The organism is Enterobacter sp. JUb54 (genome assembly GCF_014298075.1).
GTDB classification, from domain to species: Bacteria; Pseudomonadota; Gammaproteobacteria; order Enterobacterales; family Enterobacteriaceae; genus Klebsiella; species Klebsiella lignicola.
Genome location: NZ_CP060418.1, coordinates 4,349,859 through 4,370,430, shown reverse-complemented (window position 1 = coordinate 4,370,430; position 20,572 = coordinate 4,349,859). Strand labels below are relative to the sequence as shown.

Genomic DNA, 20,572 nt, shown 5'->3' with positions numbered 1-20,572 from the left:
GTCGTTTATTTACACAGGAGTTGGCCCTATAATCGAGTACCAATTTAGATTATCTGAGGGATCCAATTGCGTTCACTCGTCGGCGACCTGGTGTTGGTCAGATTGCAGGAAGAGTCAGACCCACTCCTGCATAAACGCTTGTATAACGCGGTCCGCCGCTCGATTCTGGACGGTTCTTTACCGCCCCACAGCCGCCTGCCACCCTCGCGAGATCTGGCCGGGGAACTCGGCGTTTCAAGAAACACCATATTAACAACTTATGAACAACTCCTGGCGGAAGGATATGTTATCTCCCGCCGGGGAAGCGGTACATTTGTCGCAAAAATAGGCCATGATGCCTCGCATTCTGTTGATAAAACCGATGTAAACAGCAGCACCCCGGCACCGACGCCCTACCTATCCCGTCGCGGTCAGCGTCTGCTCACGCACGTCAGCGCCAGCCCGCGCCAGTGGGGAGCTTTTATCCCCGGTGTGCCGGACGTCAACGCCTTTCCCCATCCGCTGTTCAGCAAGATTCAAGCCCGCATCAGCCGCCGCCCGAAGCCTGAGCGATTGAGCTACAGCTGCAATGGCGGCACGCCGGAATTGCAGCAGGCGCTTGTCGAATACCTCAGGGTATCCCGAGGTGTGCATTGCCAGGCAGATCAAATTCTTATTACCGAAGGGATCCACCAGGCGATTGACCTGGTGACGCGCATGCTTTGTGACAGCGGCGACCTGGCCTGGGTGGAAGAGCCATCCTACTGGGGGATACGCCACGTGCTGGGAATGAATGATGTGCGGATCGAGCCGGTTACCGTTGATGCCAACGGCTTGTGCCCTCCGGAGACGGTTGAGGAGGCGCCGCACCTGATTTTTGTCACCCCGTCGCATCAGTATCCGCTGGGGGCGGTGATGACGCTGGCGCGCCGTCAGCGCTTGCTGGCACTGGCTCGTCAGCACGGCAGCTGGATCGTCGAAGACGATTACGACAGCGAGTTTCGCTTTTCCGGCCAGCCAATCCCGGCGCTGCAGGGGTTGGTCGCCGATGCGCCGGTGGTCTACATCGGCACCTTCAGTAAGACCCTCTATCCCGGGCTACGGCTAGGCTATGTGGTGCTGCCGCGACCGTTGATTGGCGATCTTAAAAACGCCCATGCCGAGCTCTACCGCGGCGGCCATTCGTTGATTCAGATGGCGCTGGCGGAGTTTATTAATGCCGGTCACTACTCCGCCCATATTCGCCGCATGCGCCTGCTTTACAGCCGCCGCCGCGCCTGCCTGACGGAACTCATCCAACGCTACTGCAACCCGCAGGCGCTGTCAGATTTCAGCGATAATGCCGGTCTGCATCTGATCCTCAATCTGCCGGACGAAGCGGACGATGTGGCGATCGCCAAAATGGCCAATGCCCGGCATATTCTGGTGCGCCCGCTGTCGCGCTACTACCTGACAGCCCGGCGTAAAAAGGGATTGTTGATGGGGTTTGCCAGCCTGCCAGAGACGCAAATGGAGCCGGCCTTCCAGGTCCTGCTGGAGTGCCTGCAGACATTATGTCCCGAGGTGCTGGCCAATGGAGACGGTGCAGAAAAACAAAACGCCCCAACGTAATGTGGGGCGTTATCAGGTGGCTGCGAAGAGGCGGGTGTTCACGCGGTCGCGTTATGCTTCGATAGCCATACGCAGTTTCTTCATCGCGTTCTTTTCCAGCTGGCGTACACGCTCAGCCGACACGCCGTAACGATCGGCCAGCTCCTGCAGCGTCGACTTGTTGTCTTCGTCCAGCCAGCGGGCGCGGATGATGTCCTGGCTACGCTCGTCCAGACCCTGCATCGCATCGGTCAGCTTGTTGGCCGCCTGCTCTTCCCAGTTATCATCCTCAATGCCGTCGGCAAAGTTAGAGGTTTTATCCTGCAGATAGAGCACCGGAGCCATCGGCTGGCTATCGGACTCGTCGTCCGACGACATGTCAAAGGTCATGTCCTGCGCCGCCATACGGGATTCCATCTCACGCACGTCTTTGCTCGACACGCCCAGCTCGCGGGCCACCATTTCGACTTCATCCTGGTTAAACCAGCCCAGACGCTGCTTGGTTTTACGCAGGTTAAAGAACAGCTTACGCTGTGCTTTGGTTGTTGCGACTTTCACAATACGCCAGTTACGCAGGACATATTCGTGAATTTCAGCCTTGATCCAGTGCACGGCGAAGGAAACCAGACGCACGCCCACTTCCGGGTTGAAACGACGCACGGCTTTCATCAGGCCGATGTTGCCTTCCTGAATCAGATCCGCCTGCGGCAGGCCATAGCCCGAGTAATTACGAGCAATATGAACAACAAAGCGCAGGTGAGACAGAATCAGCCTTTTCGCTGCTTCCAGATCGCCCTGGTAATGCAGCTTTTCAGCAAGCTCCCGCTCTTCATCAGCCGACAACATCGGCCAAGTGTTCGCAGCCCGGATATACGATTCCAGGTTACCAACGGGGGCTAAAGCTAAAGTTTGCATATCTTTGGTCATTCAAATCCTCTCAATCGATATCGTCTGGCGCGGTGGCTTCCCATCACATGGGCAACAAACATGCCAGCATTTATGAGCAACGAGAATATCACCCACATTAGTATCAGACAGTGATTTTATCCACAAGTTCCATGCAACGATGTGAATAGATTACGCACAAAATGTGACATGGATATGAAGCGTAGGGAAGAGACAACAGGGACTCTTTCCCTGCAGAGAGACATTCATCAGTGCAGGGAAAGATTATACCAGACTTTTTTTAATCGGGGGTAAAGTGACGTAAATGTTGGACGGTAGCCAACCAGGCCGCAACCCAGCCAATCATCGAGCAGACGATCAGCATCAGCAGACACTCGTCGAAGCCTAAACCGCTGAGCTCAAATTTCGTCCCGAACACCTGCGCCACTTCGGTCACCGCTGACGACAGACGCATCACCATGATTTCCGACAGAATCAGCGATAAGAAGGCACCACAGAAGCCCAGCAGCGCCCCGCCGTACAGGAACGGACGCAGGATGAAGCCATCAGTCGCCCCGATCAGCTTCTGCACGTTAATAGTATCGCGGCGCGCAAAAATGCTCAGACGCACGCTGTTGCCGATCACCAGGAACACGGCGGCAACCATTAACACGCCAATCAAGGCCGATACGCGACCCACTAAGCCGGTTAAGGAAGAGAGGCGCGCGAACCAGCTGTCGTCCATACGCACTTCATCAACGCCCTGAATACGCGTCACCCGATCGCGTAACGTATTCAATGCCTCGGTTCCCTGGAAGTCCAGCTTCGGCACCACAATCGCCACCGCCGGCAGCGGGTTCTCTTCCAGCATATCCAGCGCACCGCCAAAGCCAGACCAGTTGCGGAACTCCCCTAGCGCTTCATCACGCGACAGGTAGTTAACCTTCTCAACGCCTTGCTCAGCTTGCAGCTGACCGACCACCCGCGCCGCCGCATCGTCATCCAGCGTTTTCTCGAGGTACACGGTGATCTGCGGGGTAGGATAATACTGCGCTGCCGCGGTATTGACGTTTTTGTACACCATGTAGCAGACGCTTGGCAGCGTCAGCGAGATGGCGATAACCATGATCGTCAGGAAAGTCGCGAGCGGCGTGCTTTTCAGATCCTGAACCGCGCCATGCCAGGCATAGCGAACCTGTTCGTTAAAGACGTTGCTCTTACGGGAAGCCGGGGCTGGCGTCGCTTTGGGCCGCTTCGGCGCATTGCGCCCGCCACCACCGCCCGCACCAGCACCGTTACGCAGGCGATCGAACCTGTTGCCGAACTGGCGAATTTGATTTATTGCGTCACGCTTATTCACCCCAGTGGCCTCCATGCATATGACCGTCGCTCAGGGTCAGCATGCGATACGAGCGGCTGGAGATCAGCCCCAGGTCGTGCGTCGCCATCAGAACCGTTACCCCTACGCGGTTGAACTCCTCAAACAGACGTAAAATCCCTTCCGAGAGCGCCTCATCGAGGTTACCGGTAGGTTCGTCCGCCAGCAGCACCGCTGGCTTATTCACCACCGCGCGGGCAATCCCTACGCGCTGCTGCTCACCACCGGAGAGTTGGATGGGAAGGTTTTTCGCTTTGTCCAGCAGCCCGACTTTATCCAGCGCCGCTGACACGCGGCGACGAATATCATCGCCGCTGGCGCCGGCAATAATCAGCGGGATAGCCACATTATCAAACACCGTACGATCCATCAGCAGGTGATGGTCCTGGAAAATCATGCCGATCTGGCGCCGTAGGAACGGCACCTCCCGGCTCTTCAGACGGCTAATATCATGGCCGCCGAATAAGATTTTCCCGGCGCTCGGCCGCTCGATACCGCAGATAAGCTTAAGCAGGGTACTTTTCCCCGCGCCGGAGTGGCCGGTCAGAAATGCCATCTCGCCCGACTGCAGGTGAAAGTCCACCCCCTGCAGCGCTTGTCTCCCACCGAGATAGGCTTTGCTGACTTGTTCAAAGCGAATCATGATTAATCCTCTCGGGCAAAAAGTGCCTCAATAAAGTCGCCCGCATTAAACGGACGCAGATCCTCAATACGTTCACCGACGCCAATGTAGCGAATCGGAATACCAAACTGGTCGGCGACGGAGAAGATAACGCCCCCCTTCGCGGTGCCATCCAGTTTAGTCAGCGTAATACCGGTCAGTCCAACGGCTTCATGGAACAGTTTGGCCTGGCTAATGGCATTTTGCCCGGTGCTGGCATCGATGGTCAGCATGATCTCATGCGGCGCATCTTCATCCAGTTTTTTCATCACGCGGACGATTTTCTTCAGCTCTTCCATCAGATGCGATTTGTTCTGCAGACGGCCGGCGGTATCGGCGATCAGCACATCGACGTTGCGCGCCTTCGCCGCCTGAATGGCATCGAAGATAACCGATGCGGAATCCGCGCCGGTATGCTGGGCAATGACCGGAATGTCGTTCCGCTGGCCCCAGACCTGCAGTTGCTCGACCGCCGCGGCACGGAAGGTATCGCCCGCCGCCAGCATGACCGATTTACCCTGCTGTTCGAACTGGCGCGCCAGCTTGCCGATGGTGGTGGTTTTGCCAACGCCGTTGACGCCAACCATCAGAATAACAAACGGTGTTTTCCCTTCAACATTCAACGGCTCATCGACTTTCGCCAGGATGCCGCCCATCTCTTCTTTCAGCAGGCCATACAGCGCTTCTGCGTCGCGCAGTTGCTTGCGGCTGGCGCCTTCGGTGAGATTGGTAATGATCTTGCGGGTCGTTTCCACGCCAACATCGGCAATCAGCAGCTGCTCTTCCAGCTCTTCAAACAGATCATCATCGATTTTTTTACCGCGGAACAGACTGATAAATCCGGAACCGAGGTTCTGTTTGGTTTTAATCAGGCTGCGTTTCAGTCGGGCGAAGAAGCCCTCTTTGGTCGGTTTTTCCTGCTCCTGCTGGACAGGTTCTTCCGCCTGGGTCTCTTCTTCTTCGTGGTCGGCATCAACAGGCTGTGACGCCAGCGCCAGGGCTTCCAGTTCTTCATCAGACAGCGCTGGCTCAGGCTCGATGACCGCATCGTCGGCAACGCTGACGTCCGGCTCAGCCATCACCTGTTCCGGCGCGAGGTCGGCTACTGCTTCCGCCACAACCGGCTGGGCAAGACTCGCCTCAACCAGCGGCTCGGTAACAGTAACGTCTTCAACCCGAGGCGCTTCAACCACAGGCTCTTCAACCACAGGTTCTTCGACAACCACGACTGCTGGCTCTTCAACCACCGGAGCTTCAACAACCTCGACTGCTGGTTCTTCAACCACAGGTTCTTCAATCGCAGGTGCTTCAATCACAGGTTCTTCAATAACCGCGACTTCTTCAACCACCGGCGGCAGCTCGCGCTCAACCACCTGCTCAGTGACCTCCACGACGTCAGCTGCAAAGGTCTCCGGGTCCGCTTTTTCTACCGCAGGTGCGTTAACCGCATCCGCTTCTGGCGTCGCAACCGTCTGCTCAGGCAGCGTCTCTGTCGGATGCTGCCCGACAACCTCGTCCTGCCCTTCTACTTTTTGTTCGCTTTCGGTTTCCTGCGCCTGTTCTTTTTGTCCAAAGCCCAGCCAGGAAAAGAAGCCACGTTTTTTCTCTTTTGCCATTTGCGACGACACTCCCGCTGTTTATTCATGGCACAGCTTCGGCATATCACGCGCGGAAGCTGAAAAATGATGAAATTAGTCGGATAGTCTATCACTTAACTTAACTCGCATCACCGCCCCCGGATTAAGGTTTCGTCATCCGCGTTCGATCGCTAGAATAGCGGGCTGAAAGTGGAGACCTGAGCAAAGAGATGAAGAAACCAAACCACGCAGGCAGCGGCCAGATCCGCATTATTGGCGGACAATGGCGAGGCCGAAAATTACCGGTGCCGGAGAGCCCGGGTCTGCGCCCGACCACCGACCGGGTTCGCGAAACCCTGTTTAACTGGCTGGCGCCGGTCATGGCGCAGGCGCACTGCCTCGACTGCTTTGCCGGCAGCGGCGCCCTGGGGCTGGAAGCGCTCTCGCGCTATGCGGGAAGTACCACGCTGCTGGAAATGGAGCGCGGCGTCGCCCAACAGCTGCAAAAAAACCTGGTAACGCTGAAAGCGGCGAACGGCAAGGTGGTCAATACGAATACGCTCACCTACCTGAATCAGCCCGGCACGCCGCACCAGATCGTGTTTGTCGACCCGCCGTTCCGCAAAGGACTGCTGGAAGAGACGCTGCGCCTGCTGGAAAATAACGGCTGGCTCGCCGATGAAGCGCTCGTCTACGTCGAGAGCGAAGTCGAAAATGGCTTACCGCCGGTGCCGGTCAACTGGCATCTGTATCGTGAAAAAGTGGCCGGACAGGTCGCCTACCGTCTCTACCAACGTGAGGCACAAGGAGAAAATCATGCTGATTAATTTTGGCCGCGTGCTGATGCTGTGCGTGTGGGCGTTTTTGCTGTTAAACCTGTTTCAGCCTTTCCCGAAACCGCTGAATATTTTCGTTAACGTCGCGCTGATCTTTATGATCCTGATGCACGGCCTGCAGCTGACGCTGCTGAAAGCCACGCAGCCGAAAGACGCCCCGCCGCTGGGGCGCTTTGAGCAGGTGCGCATTTTTGTCTTTGGCGTGTTTGAACTGGTGGCCTGGCAGAAAAAGCTCAAGGCCACGCTGCGTAAGAAGTGACAGACCGGCTCAGGGTTCTGGCGTAAACGCGACAAACCTTGAGCCCTGATAGCTCAACATCCCCCGGTCGCCGACGCTCAGCGCATGATATTGAGCGGCCTCAAGCCGAAAATTGACTTCCAGCCCGCCGGTCTCTGGCCGGAAGCTGGCCTCATAGCGAATATCGCTGCCGGCAGGCGCCACGGTCTGCTGGCGCGAACGGCGATCGTTGATCACCTTTTCTCGCTTGTTACTCACCACCACCCGCTTTTGCAGTACGGGCGCGGCGTCATTATTCATATTTTCCCGTCGCTGCTGCACATAACGCAGCGAGGCGGCCACCACAATAATGGCGACGACGACGATAAAAAACAGCGGTACCTTACTCATTCATCTAACCCATAAGAATTCTCAGGAATAAGCATACCGCGCCTTGATTAACATTGTCATCTGCCGCTCCGAACCACTACACTAGAATTCAGTACCGTCAATACACCAATCACTTAATAATAACAGATACAAGGACTTACTATGCTTTGGTCGTTTATTGCTGTCTGTTTCTCCGCGTGGCTTTATGTCGATGCATCCTATCGCGGCCCCACGTGGCAACGCTGGGTTTTTAAACCCGTCACCCTGATCCTGCTGCTGCTGCTCGCCTGGCAGGCACCGATGTTCAATGCCATCAGCTATCTGGTGCTCGCCGGACTGTGCGCGTCGCTGCTGGGCGATGCGTTAACGCTGCTGCCACGCCAGCGGATCATGTATGCGGTCGGCGCCTTTTTCCTGTCGCACCTGCTCTATACCATCTGGTTTGCCAGCCAGATGACAATGTCATTTTTCTGGCCGCTGCCGCTGGTCCTGCTGGTTATCGGCGCGCTGCTGCTGGCGGTGATCTGGAGCCGGCTTGAAGAGCTGCGCATGCCGGTGTTTACCTTTATCGGTATGACGCTGGTGATGGTCTGGCTGGCCGGCGAACTGTGGTTCTTCCGCCCGACGGATACCGCACTTTCTGGCTTTGCCGGGGCGTCATTCCTGCTGCTCAGCAATATCGTCTGGCTGATCAGCCACTATCGCCGTCGCTTCCGCGCCGATAACGCGATTGCTGCCGCTTGCTACTTCGCCGGTCACTTCCTGATTGTCCGCGCTCTGTACCTGTAATTAATCGCTTGACTCTGGAGTCGACTCCAGAGTGTATCCTCCGGGTAATGAGAAAATTATCATTACCCGGAGGGTCTCATGTCGACTCCAGAAGCTCAGGATAAAAAAGTCCCGCAATTCTCGTCATTCAAATTAAAGCCGGTGACTGCGCAGGCTGACAACTGCTGCACGGAGTCCACCTGTGCCACCGCCACGCCGCCTGAAAGCACGCCTTTAAACGAAGCTCGTTACCGTTGGTTAGTCGAAGGGATGGACTGCGCCGCCTGCGCCCGCAAGGTAGAAACTGCTGTGCGCCAGGTCGAGGGCGTCAGCCAGGTTCAGGTGGTGTTTGCCACCGAGAAGCTGCTGGTGAACGCCGATGGCGACGTCCGCGAGCGCATTGAAAGTGCGGTACGCGCAGCAGGCTATACGCTACGCGATGAAAGCGCCCCGGCGCCGAAAGTCTCACGTCTGCGCGAAAACCTGCCGCTGGTAACGCTGCTGCTGATGATGGCGCTGAGCTGGGGTCTGGAACAGTTCAACCATCCGTTTGGCGAGCTGGCGTTCATCGCCACCACCCTCGTGGGCCTGTGGCCCGTCGCCCGCCAGGCCGTGCGCCTGATCCGCAGCGGCAGCTGGTTTGCCATTGAAACACTGATGAGCGTTGCCGCCATCGGGGCACTGTTTATCGGCGCCACCGCCGAGGCGGCGATGGTGCTGCTGCTGTTTCTGATTGGCGAACGCCTTGAAGGCTGGGCTGCCAGCCGCGCCCGCCAGGGCGTGAGCGCGCTGATGGCCTTAAAACCCGATACCGCCATTCGCTTGCGCAACGGTGAACGGCAAACCGTCGCCCAGCGCGATCTGCGTCCCGGCGACGTGATTGAAGTGGCCGCCGGCGGCCGTTTACCCGCCGATGGTCAACTGCTGACACCGTTCGCCAGCTTCGATGAAAGCGCCTTAACCGGCGAATCCGTTCCGGTCGAACGTCGCTCTGGCGAGCGCGTAGCGGCAGGCGCCACCAGCGTCGATCGATTAGTGCAGCTGACGGTGATGTCCGAGCCGGGCGACAGCGCCATTGACCGTATTCTGAAGCTGATTGAAGAGGCCGAGGAGCGTCGGGCGCCGATTGAGCGGTTTATCGATCGCTTCAGCCGGGTCTATACGCCAGCCATTATGGTCGTCGCCCTGCTGGTGGCGATTGTCCCGCCGCTGTTCTTCAGCGCCGCCTGGCTGCCGTGGATCTACAAAGGCCTGACGCTGCTGCTGATCGGCTGCCCCTGCGCGCTGGTGATTTCCACCCCGGCGGCAATTACCTCCGGACTGGCGGTCGCGGCCCGGCGCGGGGCGTTAATTAAGGGCGGTGCGGCACTGGAACAACTGGGGCGGGTACGCCAGGTCGCCTTTGACAAGACCGGGACGCTGACCGTTGGCCAGCCGCGCGTCACCGCCATCATCGCGCTGAACGAAGAGGATGAAAACAGTCTGCTGGCGCTGGCGGCAGCGGTAGAGCAAGGCTCCAGCCATCCTCTGGCGCAGGCGATTGTGCGGGAAGCGCAGCAGCGCCAGCTGGCGATCCCTTCGGCCCGCAACCAACGCGCGCTGGCAGGCTCCGGGATTGAAGCCGACGTCGACGGCCAGCAAATCTTGATTTGCGCGGCGGGTAACGGCAGCGCGCCGCAGCATGAGGCGCAGATTCAGCAGTTGGAGAACGCCGGGCAGACGGTGGTGCTGGTACAGCGCGAGCAGGCGCTGCTGGGGATTCTGGCGTTGCAGGACACGTTACGGGATGACGCCCGTCAGGCGGTCGACGATCTGCATCGTCTGGGCGTCAAAGGGGTGATCCTCACCGGGGATAACCCACGCGCGGCGGCGGCGATTGCCGGAGAGCTGGGGCTGGCGTTCCGCGCCGGGCTGCTGCCAGCCGATAAGGTCACGGCGGTGACGGCGCTCAACGCCGAGGAGCCGCTGGCGATGGTTGGCGACGGGATTAACGACGCCCCGGCAATGAAGGCCGCGACCATCGGCATCGCTATGGGCAGCGGGACCGACGTGGCGCTGGAGACCGCCGACGCCGCCTTGACCCATAACCGGTTAACCGGTCTGGCGCAGATGATTGCCCTGGCCCGCGCCACCCACGCCAATATCCGACAAAACATTGCCATCGCGCTTGGGCTGAAGGGGATTTTCCTCATCACCACCCTGCTCGGATTAACCGGGCTGTGGCTGGCGGTGCTGGCGGATACCGGCGCGACGGTGCTGGTCACCGCGAACGCCCTGCGACTGTTACGTCAGAAGTAAGCGTCAAGCCCCGGGGGCGGCGCTTGACGCGCCTTGCCCGGGCTACAGGCTGGCGGATACCGGCGCGACGGTGCTGGTCACCGCGAACGCCCTGCGGTTGTTACGTCAGAAGTTAGCGGAAAGTCCCGGGAGCGGCGCTTGACGCGCCTTGCCCGGGCTACAGGCAAATACAGGCTGGTAGCCCGGACAGGTGCGCAGCACCGCCTCCGGGGCAGCCTGAAGCAGATCAGTGGCTTTTGCGGATCAGGTAACGGTACGGCAGCGCCTCGGTTTCCTGCGCCAGCAGCTCGTGTTCCATAAAGCGGCAAAACCCAGGAATATCGCGGGTGGTCGCCGGATCGTCGGCGATAATCAGCAACGTCTCGCCCACCGGCATCGTACGTACTGCCTTGCGCACCATCATTACCGGTTCCGGGCAGCGCAGACCCTGAGCATCCAGCGTGTGGTCAGGACTGGAGAAAAGTTCGGTCATTTTCATCTCACATCAACAAAACGGCCCTAGTTTACCCCCACTTTTGCGCCGCGCAAGTCAGGTTAACGTTTGCGCGAAAAACAACCGTTGCATTACGCACGCAACGCAGTATCATGCAGCCGTTTTTATTGGGTTCCCTCACCCCAACCACTAAAAAGGTCACAATATGAGTCCCTTTACTACCGTACAGCGTACAAAAGCGCTGGTCTGGCTTTCGCTTTTCCATTTGCTGGTGATCACCTCCAGCAACTATCTGGTGCAGCTCCCGATCTCCATTTTCGGTTTTCATACCACCTGGGGCGCGTTCAGCTTTCCGTTTATTTTCCTTGCCACCGATCTGACGGTGCGGATTTTCGGCGCTCCGCTGGCGCGACGCATTATCCTGGCTGTGATGATCCCGGCATTGCTGATCTCCTACGGCGTCTCCTCCCTGTTCTATATGGGCGAGTGGCAGGGTTTCGCCGCGCTGACCCACTTTAACCTGTTCGTCGCCCGTATCGCGGCCGCCAGCTTTATGGCCTACGCGCTGGGTCAGATCCTTGATGTCCACGTCTTTAACCGCCTGCGTCAAAACCGCCGCTGGTGGCTGGCGCCGACCGCCTCGACCCTGTTCGGCAACGTCAGCGATACGCTGGCCTTTTTCTTTATCGCCTTCTGGCGCAGCCCGGATCCGTTTATGGCGGCCAACTGGGGAGAGATTGCGATTGTCGACTACAGCTTCAAGGTGCTGATCAGCATTGTCTTCTTCCTGCCGATGTATGGCATGCTATTGAATATGCTGATGAAAAGACTGGCAGATAAATCTGATTTATCGGCATTGCAGCCAGGTTAAGAGTACTCACAGGTTGATGTGATAAGATACACGGATGAGCCGTTAATGGCCGTTTATCGAAAGGAAGATGTCAATGCGCAATTTGGTTAAATATGTCGGTATTGGCCTGCTGGTTGTAGGTCTTGCGGCCTGTGATAACAGCGATTCAAAAACGCCAACCGAAGGGGCTGCTGCACAGAGCAACGCCAGTGGACAAACCGTGAGCCTGCTGGATGGCAAGCTGAGTTTCTCCCTGCCGGCGGGAATGACCGATCAGAGCGGCAAGCTGGGCACTCAGTCCAACAACATGCACGTCTACTCTGACGTCACCGGGCAAAAAGCGGTGATTGTGATTGTCGGCGACAGCACCAATGAAGAGTTAAGCGTGCTGGCCCAGCGTCTGGAAGAGCAGCAGCGCAGCCGCGATCCGCAGCTGCAGGTGGTAACCAATAAATCGGTTGAGGTCAAAGGCCACACCCTGCAACAGCTGGACAGCATCATCTCCGCCAAGGGTCAGACCGCGTGGTCTTCCGTACTGCTCGGCAAGATTGACGACAAGCTGCTGACCCTGCAGATCACCCTGCCAGCAGACAACCAGCAGCAGGCGCAGACTGAAGCAGAAAGCATCATCAATACCCTCGCCATCCAGTAACTACTGGCCCGGCGTCGCGGCCTCCGGTTCTACCACCGGGGGCCGTTTTTTTAACTGCCAGCCTAACACCAGCGCCACCGCCACCAGCCCTGCAGCCACCAGATAAATCGCCGATATTCCAACCCACGCCATCAGCAAGCCCGCCAGCGGCCCGGTTACCCCTAACGAAAGATCCATAAATACCGTGTAGGTCGCCAGCGCCGAGCCCTGATTCTGCTGCGGTACCGCCTTCACCGCCACTACGCCCAGCGCCGGGAAGACCAGCGAAAAACCGGCGCCGGCCAGGAAGGTACCGATTTTCGCCATCAACGACGTTTCTGCCAGCCCCACCAGCAACAGCCCGACGATCTCCACGCTGAAGCACAGCATCGCTACGTTCAGTCCGCCCAGACGCTGAATACCGTTGGGGAACAGCAGACGGGTGCCGACAAACGCACAGCTAAACAACGTCAGCGCGAACGCCGCGCCATCCCAGCCTTTGGCATCGTAAAACAGCGTGATAAAGGTCGCGATGGCCCCAAATCCGGCGGACGCCAACGCCAGCGCCATGCCATAGGGCCAGACCCGGCCCAGCACCGCGCGAAACGACATAGCCTTGCCCCTGGTCGCCTTGACCGCCGCCTTGGGCAGCGCGCAGAGAATCGCCACCAGCGCCACGGCCATAATCGTCAACGCCAGCCCTTTCAGCCCCACGAGGGAATAACAGAGCACGCCAAGCGGTGCACCAATCGCCATCGCCCCGTAGGTCACGATGCCGTTCCACGAAATCACCCGTCCGATGTGCAACGAGCCGACGACGCCCACGCCCCACAGGGTCGAGCCGGTACCGGCAAAGCTTTGCCCAATGCCGAGAATCACGCGTCCCAGGCACAGCAGCGTCAGGCTGATCAGCGGCCAGTCGTCGCCAACCGCCGCCAGCAGATAGCTCAGGCCGCTGAGGAAGCAGCCGCACAGCCCGAAGACCACAATCTTTTTTGGCCCCAGCAGATCAGCGTAGCGCCCGGCATGCGGGCGACTGAGCAGCGTGGCAAAGTATTGCAAACTGATCACCAGCCCCGCCCAGAAGGCGCTGAACCCCATAACATCGTGCACATAGCCGGGCAGTACCGCCAACGGCAGGCCAATCGTCAGGTAGCTGGCAAAATTAAACATCACAACTGAAACAATCCGCAGATTGAGGCGCAATCCATTCAGCGCCGGTTCGTCAACGGCTTCGGGCATTGGGTTCACCAGATTTTTACAACAGTGTTTCACTATTACCACGTCCCCCACACAAAAGCAGCCTGCTGTGCATAAAATCACGTTTCAGCGGCGTACCGGCGGCGTATGGGAAGAATAGGTTTGTCTATATTTAAATAACTCAGGCGCTGTGGTTAAATATTGCGGATTATTAACTTGCCGGAAAAAATAATGTTAGCGTTCTGAGCAAGATAAATTGCCGTTGCCCGGATATAGTGCACGTTCAGCATCATCCGAGGCCAGTATCGCCCTGTTCGCACGTTTTTATGATCAACACGACCCGACAGAAAACAACGTTGAATTCGAGATAGCTATTTGCCTGGGGTTTTATTTTGACTGAGGATATTCAAGACCTGTGGCCATACTTCATGAGTAAGTACTCAAGCACTCATTCTGACTGAAAAATAGGGGCGGCGAGAGTGAATTCGGCATTCTCCTATGTATTCATCTGCCTGCCGCGGCAATTTGTGGCGCAAATGTCAGAGAGTAGTCATCGGCCTGTTGATGGAATAACGGAATATCGCTATCAGCTGCGAATAATTGCCATAATAAATTGCACTGGCATGCGAAAATAATGAAAATACGCGCTGACTTCACCACCTAATTTGCCAGGCGGTGAATATGCCTGCCGCTATGCCCTCACTCTGCACTGAGCAGCAGATATCCGGTCGGCAGAAAAAGCGGAGCGCTAAAAATCCTGGCTGGTAAAACGCCGTTGGTTCAGACGTTAGCCATACTGTATTCGCGGGCCAGAAGAAAATACAAAGCGGCGTTCAAAAAACGTAGCTGGAATCACCGGTTTATCGCGGATGCGCGTTGATGAAATTCTCACTAAACATAGTTGACTGGCAGGGCAGAGCCCCTGGGCTTAGCGAAACAGCGCAGTGGCAGCAATGGTCACGGCAGCCGCACGCCATCGATCCGGCAGCGCCGCAGGCAAAATTAAGTGAATTACCGATGATGGCCGCCAGACGACTCAGTTCGGGGAGCAAGCTCGCCGTGGAGTGTGGACTGGCAATGCTGCGCCGTCATCACATCGACGCCGTGCTGTACACCAGCCGCCACGGGGAACTGGAGCGCAATTATCGCCTCCTCCACGCTCTGGCGACGGGGCAGGATATCTCCCCTACCGACTTCGCGCTTTCGGTACACAATTCAGCGGTGGGCAATCTGACCATCACCGCTCAACACCCGATTACCTCCTCTTCGCTCTCCGCCGGACGGGACTCCTTCCAGCAAGGGTTATGCGAAGTGATGTGCCTGCTGAGCGCCGGTTATCAGCGGGTGCTGATGGTGGATTTCGACGGTCACCTGCCGGAGTTTTACCATCCGCAGCTGGCCCCTACCATGCCCACCTGGCCCTACGCGCTGGCGCTGGTGATTGAGGCCGGTGACGCGTGGCGCTGCGCCACGACAGGCGACGTGCGCGACGAAGAGCCTGACCTGCCGCAAAGCCTGCTGTTTTTACAGCACTATTTGCAAGACCACGCCGACTTTACCCTGCCGGGCGAACGCCTGCAGTGGCGCTGGAGTCGCGCATGAGCGGCATTATGCAGGGCGTAAACCGGGTCTGGCGCGGCGCCATGACCGGCGTCTGCTTCGCCCTGTTTGGCCTCGGTGGATTAGTGCTGTCCCTTATCTGGTTCAACCTGCTGCTGGTGGTGGTGAGGAATAAAGCCCGCCGCCGCCGTCTGGCACGACGCAGCATCGGGGCCAGCTTCCGCCTGTTTTTAACGGTGGTCCGAGCCGTCGGCGTGCTGGACTACCGCATTGAGGGCGAGGCGATTCTGCGTCAGGAACGCGGGTGCCTGGTGGTCGCCAACCATCCCAGCCTGATCGATTATGTGATGCTGGCGTCGATCATGCCCGAGACCGACTGCCTGGTGAAAAGCGCCTTACTCCACAACCCCTTCGTAAGCGGCGTGATCCGCGCGGCGGACTATTTGATCAACGACCAGGCCGATTCGCTCCTGCCCGCCAGCCAACAGCGGCTGCAGCAGGGCGATACCATCCTGATCTTTCCTGAGGGCACCCGTACCCGCCCCGGTGAGAAAATGACATTACAACGCGGCGCGGCCAATATTGCCGTGCGCTGTGCCAGCGATGTGCGGATCGTGACGATCCGCTGCAGCGAGCACATGCTCGGTAAGCAGTGCAAATGGTACGATGCGCCGCCAACCAAACCGCTGTTTACCATCGAGGTACGCGAGCGGGTAGATATAAGCCAGTTTTACGATGCCAACCTGCATGAACCGTCCCTGGCGGCCAGGCAGCTAAACCGGCATCTTTTGCTCCAGTTACAATCAGGGACTACGCCTGGTTCAGGAATTAATGATGCAAGCGCTCTATCTTGAAATTAAAAAACTCATAATAACTACGCTGAATCTGGACGAACTGTCGCCTGACGACATCGACACCGATGCAGCACTCTTTGGTGATGGACTCGGTCTGGATTCGATTGATGCCCTGGAGCTGGGGCTGGCGGTGAAAAACCAGTATGGCGTTGTGCTCTCTGCCGAAAGCGACGAGATGCGCCAGCACTTTTTCTCCGTTGCTACCCTGGCCGCCTTTATCCACGCTCAACGAACCTGAGGCACGTACCATGACTGAATCCCAAGATATTTATGCAGAAGTCTCGGCACTGCTGGTCAAACTGTTTGAAATCGATCCCGAAGACATCACGCCGCAGGCGCGTCTGTACGAAGATCTCGAGCTGGACAGCATTGACGCGGTCGACATGATCGTCCACCTGCAAAAGAAAACCAGCAAGAAAATTAAGGCCGAAGAGTTTAAAGCCGTGCGCACCGTACAGGATGTTGTTGATGCGCTAGAACGTCTCTCCCGAGAAGCCTGATCCGCATGTCGGAGGCCTTTTCGCGTCGGGGGATACCGCTGCTGACGAATCTGCTGCTGCTCGCCTGGCCTGGGTTAATCTGGCTGGGTCTGGCGCATAACAGTCTGCACTGGCTGCTTCCGGTGATGGCGCTACTGCTGTTTTTACGCTTCTATCAGACCCGGCGTCAGGCCGGGCCTCTGCGCATCGTCACCCAGGTCGTGGCGCTGGCCGGTATCACGCTGTGTACGGCCAGCTATGTGCTGAAAACGCATCAGCTGCTGCTGTTTTACCCGGTGGTGGTCAACGCTGTGATGCTGACCATTTTCGGCGGCTCGCTGTGGTCGGCGATGCCGATCGTTGAACGCCTGGCGCGCTTCCAGGATCCTCAGCTTCCCGCCGCGGCTATCCGCTATACCCGCCGGGTCACGCAGATCTGGAGCCTGTTTTTTATCGCTAACGGCAGTATCGCCCTGTTCACAGCGCTGTATGGCGATATGGTGCTGTGGACCGCGTGGAATGGCATGATCGCCTACCTGCTGATGGGAACGCTGATGGCGGGAGAGTGGCTGGTACGCCGCCGGGTCATTAAGCGAGACGCCGCATGAACGCGCCGCTGCCCATCTCCCGCTGGCTGAGCGCCCCGCGCTCCGCCGATACCCTCATCGCCTGGCAAGGCCAGCAACGCTGGACGGTCGACCACCTGCGCCACGATGTCGCGCGTTGGGTAACTCACCTGGACCAGCAGCAGGGCCAGCGCTGGGCGCTGTGTTTCGACGACAGCTACCTGTTTCTGGTGGCGCTGCTGGCCACCCTGCACGCCGGCAAAACACCGGTGATGCCGGGGCACAGCCGGGTTTCGCTGCTGAATGAACAGCGGGCGCTGTTTGATGGCCTGCTCAGCGATAAACCCCTCGGCTGGAACGGCCCGGCGCTGACCATCAGCAGCTTGCCGCAGGACACGACGCAATCCAGCGCACTACGCGATATCGCCGATGACGCCTGCGTGGAGCTGTTCACCTCCGGGTCAACAGGACAGCCAAAGCGAGTGATCAAGCCGCTGGTATGCCTCGACCGCGAAGCCGCCCTGCTGGCCGCGCACTTTGGCGAACGGCTGGCCGGCTGCCGCATTGTCGCCTCGGTAGCGCCCCAGCACCTGTACGGCCTGACCTTCCGCCTGTTTTTACCGATGGCGCTTGGCCTGCCGCTGCACGCCACGACGCTGAACTACGCCGAACAGCTTAGCGCCCTCAACCCGCAGCATCGTTATGCGTTTATCAGCAGCCCGGCGTTGTTAAAACGTCTGGATGCCCGGCTGACGCCACCGCCGGTGGAGCTGATTGTCTCCGCCGGGGGCCAGCTGGCGTGGCAGGATGTTACCCGCACGGTCGAGTGGCTTAAACGCTGGCCGGACGAGATTTACGGCAGCACCGAAACCGGCGTTCTGGCCTGGCGTTTTCGCGATCGGCCAGACGGTGACTGGCAGCCGCTGCCCGGCGTCAGATTTATGCCACATAACCAGGCATTCCGCGTGTTTTCGCCGCTGATAGCCGAAGAAGACGGCCTGTTACTCGATGACAGCCTGCAGTTCACCGCCAACGGCCATTTCCAGCTGGCAGGCCGCCGTGGACGGGTCGTGAAGATAGAAGAAAAGCGCATTTCGCTCAGCGACATTGAACAGCGCTTGCTGGAGCTGGAAGGCATTCGCGACGCGGTCGCGCTGCTCGTGACCCGCGGCGGTCGCCAGAATATCGGCGTCCTGCTGGTGCTGGATGAACACACCCGCCAGACGTGGCAACACGCCAGCAAAGCCCTTGAACAAACGTGGCGACGGGCGCTGCGCCCGACGCTGGAGCCGGTTGCCATCCCCCGCTACTGGCGCGTTACCGACGATATTCCGGCCAACAGCATGAACAAGCGTGTCTATGCGCAATTACAGGAGTTGTTTCTTGAAACCCCGTGAAATTGAACGCCATCAGGCACAACCCCAGCAGGTGGAGATTGTCCTGCATCTCGACCCGGACCTGCAGTGGTTCCGCGGTCATTTTGCCGTCCAGCCGCTGCTGCCCGGCGTCGCCCAACTGGACTGGGTGATGCATTATGCCACCACGTTGCTGGCGCCAGGCTGGCGGTTCCAGAGCATTCAAAACGTTAAATTTCAGGCGCCGCTGCTGCCGGAGAGCACCGTCACCCTCAGCCTCAGCTGGCAGCCCGAACGCCAGATACTGGCCTTCAGCTATCAACGCCACGATGGCGAGGCGCGTCATACCGCCAGCAGCGGGAAGATCCGCCTATGTCGCTAGTCTTCAAGCCCTGCGTGGTGATCCCCTGCTACAACCACGGTGCCATGATGGCGCAGGTGATTGCCCGCCTGCAGCCTTTCGCGCTGCCCTGCATCGTCGTCGATGACGGCAGCGACGCGGCAACCCGCGAGGTCCTGGCGCAGCTGGCCCTGCAGGAACCGAACCTGACGCTGATCCGCCTGGCGGAGAACGCCGGCAAAGGCAGTGCGGTGATCCGCGGTCTGCAGGCCGCCGCCGACGCCGGGTTCAGCCATGCCGTGCAGGTGGATGCCGATGGCCAGCACGCCATTGAAGATATTCCCCGGCTGCTGACGCAGGCGCAGGCGCACCCTACCGCGCTGATCTCCGGCCAGCCCATTTACGACGACTCCATTCCCCGCTCGCGGCTGTATGGCCGCTGGATAACCCATATCTGGGTGTGGATTGAAACCCTCTCGCTGCAGCTAAAAGACAGCATGTGCGGCTTTCGCGTCTACCCGATTGGCCCGACGTTGCAGCTGGCGCAGCGCGTGGCGCTGGGCAAGCGGATGGATTTCGATACCGAAGTCATGGTGCGCCTCTACTGGCAGGGCCATGACAGCTATTTTGTCCCGACCCGGGTCACCTATCCCGCCGACGGGCTGTCTCATTTCGATGCCCTGAAGGACAACTGCCGCATCTCGTGGATGCACACCCGCCTGTTCCTCGGCATGCTGCCGCGTATCCCTTCCCTGTTGCTGCGCCGCCGGGCGACCCACTGGGCGCGCCAGGATGAGGTCAGGGGATTATGGGGAATGCGTCTGATGCTGCTGGTGTGGCGTCTTCTGGGCCGCAACGTATTCTCATGGCTGCTCTATCCGGTGGTCGGCGTGTACTGGCTGACCGCACATCGCGCCCGTCGCGCCTCGCAGGACTGGCTGGCCCGGGTCCGCGCGCAGCTGACCGCCCGTCGGCTGCCGCTGCCGGCGCATCTCACCAGCTATCGCCATTTCCTGCGTTTTGGCGACGCGATGCTCGATAAAATCGCCAGCTGGCGCGGGGAGCTACGTTTCGATCGCGATGTTGTGTTCGCTCCCGGAGCCGAAGCCGCACTCAATAGCGGCGCCCCTACCGGCAAACTGCTGCTGGCCTCGCACCTCGGCGATGTCGAAGCCTGTCGGGCACTGGCGCAACTGCAGGGCGGTCAGGTCATTAACGCGCTGGTGTTTAGCGAGAACGCCCGCCGCTTTAAGCAGATCATGGAAGAGATGGCGCCGCAGGCCGGGGTGAACCTGATACCGGTCAACGATATCGGCCCGGAAACCGCCATGTTGCTGAAAGAGAAGCTGGAGCGTAACGAGTGGGTGGCTATCGTCGGCGACCGCATAGCCGTAACCCCCCAGCGCGGCGGCGAATGGCGCGTCTGCTGGAGCGAATTTATGGGCCAGCCGGCCCCCTTCCCGCAGGGGCCGTTTATTCTGGCCGCCATTCTGCGTTGCCCGGTACAGCTTATTTTTGCGCTGCGCCAGCAGGGCAAGCTGCATATTCACTGCGAACCTTTTGCCGATCCGCTGGCGCTGCCGCGGGCTGAACGCCAGGCGGCCCTGCAGGAGGCGGTCGATCGCTACGCGCAGCGCCTGGAACACTATGCGCTCCAGTCACCATTGGACTGGTTCAATTTTTTCGATTTCTGGCAGTTGCCGGATGCCAAAGAGAAGGAGTAAA

Annotated in this window: 22 protein-coding genes; 15 read left to right on the top strand and 7 right to left on the bottom strand. The window is 58.8% G+C overall.

Going from position 1 to position 20,572, the window contains the following annotated elements:
* Window positions 1-66: 66 nt before the first annotated feature.
* Window positions 67-1,590: a PLP-dependent aminotransferase family protein gene (locus HF679_RS20110; protein WP_123757281.1), complete on the top strand. Its 1,524-nt coding sequence runs from the start codon at window positions 67-69 to the stop codon at window positions 1,588-1,590.
* 51 nt (window positions 1,591-1,641) lie between these two features.
* Here the strand turns inward: HF679_RS20110 and rpoH are convergent, their stop codons facing one another.
* The 4 genes from rpoH to ftsY form a co-directional block, all read right to left on the bottom strand.
* On the bottom strand, window positions 1,642-2,496 hold the full coding sequence (gene rpoH, locus HF679_RS20105) for an RNA polymerase sigma factor RpoH (protein ID WP_123757280.1): 855 nt from the start codon (window positions 2,494-2,496) through the stop codon (window positions 1,642-1,644).
* A 259-nt stretch (window positions 2,497-2,755) separates the two neighbouring features.
* Window positions 2,756-3,814: a permease-like cell division protein FtsX gene (ftsX, locus tag HF679_RS20100; protein WP_123757279.1), complete on the bottom strand. Its 1,059-nt coding sequence runs from the start codon at window positions 3,812-3,814 to the stop codon at window positions 2,756-2,758.
* Window positions 3,807-4,475: a cell division ATP-binding protein FtsE gene (gene ftsE, locus HF679_RS20095; RefSeq protein WP_123757278.1), complete on the bottom strand. Its 669-nt coding sequence runs from the start codon at window positions 4,473-4,475 to the stop codon at window positions 3,807-3,809. The genes ftsX and ftsE overlap by 8 nt, the downstream gene beginning before the upstream one ends.
* Before the next feature lie 2 nt (window positions 4,476-4,477).
* Window positions 4,478-6,109, bottom strand: a complete 1,632-nt coding sequence (ftsY, locus tag HF679_RS20090; RefSeq protein ID WP_123757277.1) for a signal recognition particle-docking protein FtsY — start codon at window positions 6,107-6,109, stop codon at window positions 4,478-4,480.
* 191 nt (window positions 6,110-6,300) lie between these two features.
* Here ftsY and rsmD point away from each other — a divergent pair, with 191 nt between their 5' ends.
* Both rsmD and HF679_RS20080 read left to right on the top strand, forming a co-directional pair.
* Window positions 6,301-6,897 (top strand): 16S rRNA (guanine(966)-N(2))-methyltransferase, encoded by a 597-nt coding sequence (gene rsmD, locus HF679_RS20085; protein WP_123757276.1) that lies wholly within the window; start codon window positions 6,301-6,303, stop codon window positions 6,895-6,897.
* Window positions 6,887-7,165: a DUF1145 family protein gene (locus tag HF679_RS20080; protein ID WP_123757275.1), complete on the top strand. Its 279-nt coding sequence runs from the start codon at window positions 6,887-6,889 to the stop codon at window positions 7,163-7,165. Before rsmD ends, HF679_RS20080 begins: the two co-directional genes overlap by 11 nt.
* Before the next feature lie 9 nt (window positions 7,166-7,174).
* Here HF679_RS20080 and HF679_RS20075 read toward each other — a convergent pair whose 3' ends face one another.
* A complete protein-coding gene (locus HF679_RS20075; RefSeq protein WP_123757274.1) occupies window positions 7,175-7,534 on the bottom strand; it encodes a DUF2500 domain-containing protein in 360 nt (119 codons plus the stop codon).
* A 141-nt stretch (window positions 7,535-7,675) separates the two neighbouring features.
* On the opposite strand from HF679_RS20075, the gene HF679_RS20070 reads away from it, so the two are divergent.
* A complete protein-coding gene (locus tag HF679_RS20070) occupies window positions 7,676-8,302 on the top strand; it encodes a lysoplasmalogenase (protein WP_123757273.1) in 627 nt (208 codons plus the stop codon).
* 78 nt (window positions 8,303-8,380) lie between these two features.
* Window positions 8,381-10,579: a Zn(II)/Cd(II)/Pb(II) translocating P-type ATPase ZntA gene (zntA, locus tag HF679_RS20065; protein ID WP_123757272.1), complete on the top strand. Its 2,199-nt coding sequence runs from the start codon at window positions 8,381-8,383 to the stop codon at window positions 10,577-10,579.
* A gap of 226 nt (window positions 10,580-10,805) precedes the next feature.
* Here the strand turns inward: zntA and tusA are convergent, their stop codons facing one another.
* A complete protein-coding gene (gene tusA, locus HF679_RS20060) occupies window positions 10,806-11,051 on the bottom strand; it encodes a sulfurtransferase TusA (protein WP_123757386.1) in 246 nt (81 codons plus the stop codon).
* 166 nt (window positions 11,052-11,217) lie between these two features.
* Here tusA and HF679_RS20055 point away from each other — a divergent pair, with 166 nt between their 5' ends.
* Together HF679_RS20055 and HF679_RS20050 are read left to right on the top strand one after the other, a co-directional pair.
* Window positions 11,218-11,883, top strand: a complete 666-nt coding sequence (locus HF679_RS20055; protein WP_123757271.1) for a 7-cyano-7-deazaguanine/7-aminomethyl-7-deazaguanine transporter — start codon at window positions 11,218-11,220, stop codon at window positions 11,881-11,883.
* A 73-nt stretch (window positions 11,884-11,956) separates the two neighbouring features.
* Entirely contained in the window at window positions 11,957-12,514 is a 558-nt protein-coding gene (locus tag HF679_RS20050; protein ID WP_123757270.1) for a DcrB family lipoprotein, read from the top strand.
* On the opposite strand, the gene HF679_RS20045 is transcribed toward HF679_RS20050, so the two are convergent.
* Complete coding sequence (locus tag HF679_RS20045; RefSeq protein ID WP_123757269.1) at window positions 12,515-13,735, bottom strand: MFS transporter; 1,221 nt, start codon at window positions 13,733-13,735, stop codon at window positions 12,515-12,517.
* Between the two features lie 837 nt (window positions 13,736-14,572).
* Between HF679_RS20045 and HF679_RS20040 the strand changes: the two genes are divergently transcribed.
* The 8 genes from HF679_RS20040 to HF679_RS20005 are packed head-to-tail and all read left to right on the top strand — an operon-like array spanning window position 14,573 to window position 20,571.
* A complete protein-coding gene (locus tag HF679_RS20040; protein ID WP_123757268.1) occupies window positions 14,573-15,295 on the top strand; it encodes a beta-ketoacyl synthase chain length factor in 723 nt (240 codons plus the stop codon).
* Window positions 15,292-16,107, top strand: coding sequence for a lysophospholipid acyltransferase family protein (locus tag HF679_RS20035; RefSeq protein ID WP_123757267.1), 816 nt, complete (start codon window positions 15,292-15,294; stop codon window positions 16,105-16,107). The genes HF679_RS20040 and HF679_RS20035 overlap by 4 nt, the downstream gene beginning before the upstream one ends.
* The gene (locus tag HF679_RS20030) at window positions 16,088-16,345 is read left to right on the top strand and encodes a phosphopantetheine-binding protein (protein ID WP_123757266.1); all 258 of its coding nucleotides are present in this window, start codon (window positions 16,088-16,090) and stop codon (window positions 16,343-16,345) included. The genes HF679_RS20035 and HF679_RS20030 overlap by 20 nt, the downstream gene beginning before the upstream one ends.
* Before the next feature lie 10 nt (window positions 16,346-16,355).
* On the top strand, window positions 16,356-16,607 hold the full coding sequence (locus HF679_RS20025) for an acyl carrier protein (protein WP_123757265.1): 252 nt from the start codon (window positions 16,356-16,358) through the stop codon (window positions 16,605-16,607).
* A gap of 5 nt (window positions 16,608-16,612) precedes the next feature.
* The gene (locus HF679_RS20020; RefSeq protein WP_123757264.1) at window positions 16,613-17,194 is read left to right on the top strand and encodes a hypothetical protein; all 582 of its coding nucleotides are present in this window, start codon (window positions 16,613-16,615) and stop codon (window positions 17,192-17,194) included.
* Window positions 17,191-18,549 (top strand): AMP-binding protein, encoded by a 1,359-nt coding sequence (locus HF679_RS20015; protein WP_187042333.1) that lies wholly within the window; start codon window positions 17,191-17,193, stop codon window positions 18,547-18,549. Before HF679_RS20020 ends, HF679_RS20015 begins: the two co-directional genes overlap by 4 nt.
* Window positions 18,536-18,889, top strand: a complete 354-nt coding sequence (locus HF679_RS20010) for a hydroxymyristoyl-ACP dehydratase (RefSeq protein WP_123757262.1) — start codon at window positions 18,536-18,538, stop codon at window positions 18,887-18,889. The genes HF679_RS20015 and HF679_RS20010 overlap by 14 nt, the downstream gene beginning before the upstream one ends.
* The gene (locus tag HF679_RS20005) at window positions 18,880-20,571 is read left to right on the top strand and encodes a glycosyltransferase family 2 protein (RefSeq protein WP_123757261.1); all 1,692 of its coding nucleotides are present in this window, start codon (window positions 18,880-18,882) and stop codon (window positions 20,569-20,571) included. Before HF679_RS20010 ends, HF679_RS20005 begins: the two co-directional genes overlap by 10 nt.
* Window position 20,572: the final 1 nt, after the last annotated feature.

Excerpts from the sequence above, each read along its gene's own strand:
- rpoH (WP_123757280.1), bottom strand. The coding sequence starts at position 2,496 with ATGACCAAAGATATGCAAACTTTAGCTTTAGCCCCCGTTGGTAACCTG.
- ftsE (WP_123757278.1), bottom strand. The coding sequence starts at position 4,475 with ATGATTCGCTTTGAACAAGTCAGCAAAGCCTATCTCGGTGGGAGACAA.
- ftsY (WP_123757277.1), bottom strand. The coding sequence starts at position 6,109 with ATGGCAAAAGAGAAAAAACGTGGCTTCTTTTCCTGGCTGGGCTTTGGA.
- rsmD (WP_123757276.1), top strand. The coding sequence starts at position 6,301 with ATGAAGAAACCAAACCACGCAGGCAGCGGCCAGATCCGCATTATTGGC.
- HF679_RS20080 (WP_123757275.1), top strand. The coding sequence starts at position 6,887 with ATGCTGATTAATTTTGGCCGCGTGCTGATGCTGTGCGTGTGGGCGTTT.
- HF679_RS20075 (WP_123757274.1), bottom strand. The coding sequence starts at position 7,534 with ATGAGTAAGGTACCGCTGTTTTTTATCGTCGTCGTCGCCATTATTGTG.
- HF679_RS20070 (WP_123757273.1), top strand. The coding sequence starts at position 7,676 with ATGCTTTGGTCGTTTATTGCTGTCTGTTTCTCCGCGTGGCTTTATGTC.
- zntA (WP_123757272.1), top strand. The coding sequence starts at position 8,381 with ATGTCGACTCCAGAAGCTCAGGATAAAAAAGTCCCGCAATTCTCGTCA.
- tusA (WP_123757386.1), bottom strand. The coding sequence starts at position 11,051 with ATGACCGAACTTTTCTCCAGTCCTGACCACACGCTGGATGCTCAGGGT.
- HF679_RS20055 (WP_123757271.1), top strand. The coding sequence starts at position 11,218 with ATGAGTCCCTTTACTACCGTACAGCGTACAAAAGCGCTGGTCTGGCTT.
- HF679_RS20050 (WP_123757270.1), top strand. The coding sequence starts at position 11,957 with ATGCGCAATTTGGTTAAATATGTCGGTATTGGCCTGCTGGTTGTAGGT.
- HF679_RS20045 (WP_123757269.1), bottom strand. The coding sequence starts at position 13,735 with ATGCCCGAAGCCGTTGACGAACCGGCGCTGAATGGATTGCGCCTCAAT.
- HF679_RS20040 (WP_123757268.1), top strand. The coding sequence starts at position 14,573 with ATGAAATTCTCACTAAACATAGTTGACTGGCAGGGCAGAGCCCCTGGG.
- HF679_RS20035 (WP_123757267.1), top strand. The coding sequence starts at position 15,292 with ATGAGCGGCATTATGCAGGGCGTAAACCGGGTCTGGCGCGGCGCCATG.
- HF679_RS20030 (WP_123757266.1), top strand. The coding sequence starts at position 16,088 with ATGCAAGCGCTCTATCTTGAAATTAAAAAACTCATAATAACTACGCTG.
- HF679_RS20025 (WP_123757265.1), top strand. The coding sequence starts at position 16,356 with ATGACTGAATCCCAAGATATTTATGCAGAAGTCTCGGCACTGCTGGTC.
- HF679_RS20020 (WP_123757264.1), top strand. The coding sequence starts at position 16,613 with ATGTCGGAGGCCTTTTCGCGTCGGGGGATACCGCTGCTGACGAATCTG.
- HF679_RS20015 (WP_187042333.1), top strand. The coding sequence starts at position 17,191 with ATGAACGCGCCGCTGCCCATCTCCCGCTGGCTGAGCGCCCCGCGCTCC.
- HF679_RS20005 (WP_123757261.1), top strand. The coding sequence starts at position 18,880 with ATGTCGCTAGTCTTCAAGCCCTGCGTGGTGATCCCCTGCTACAACCAC.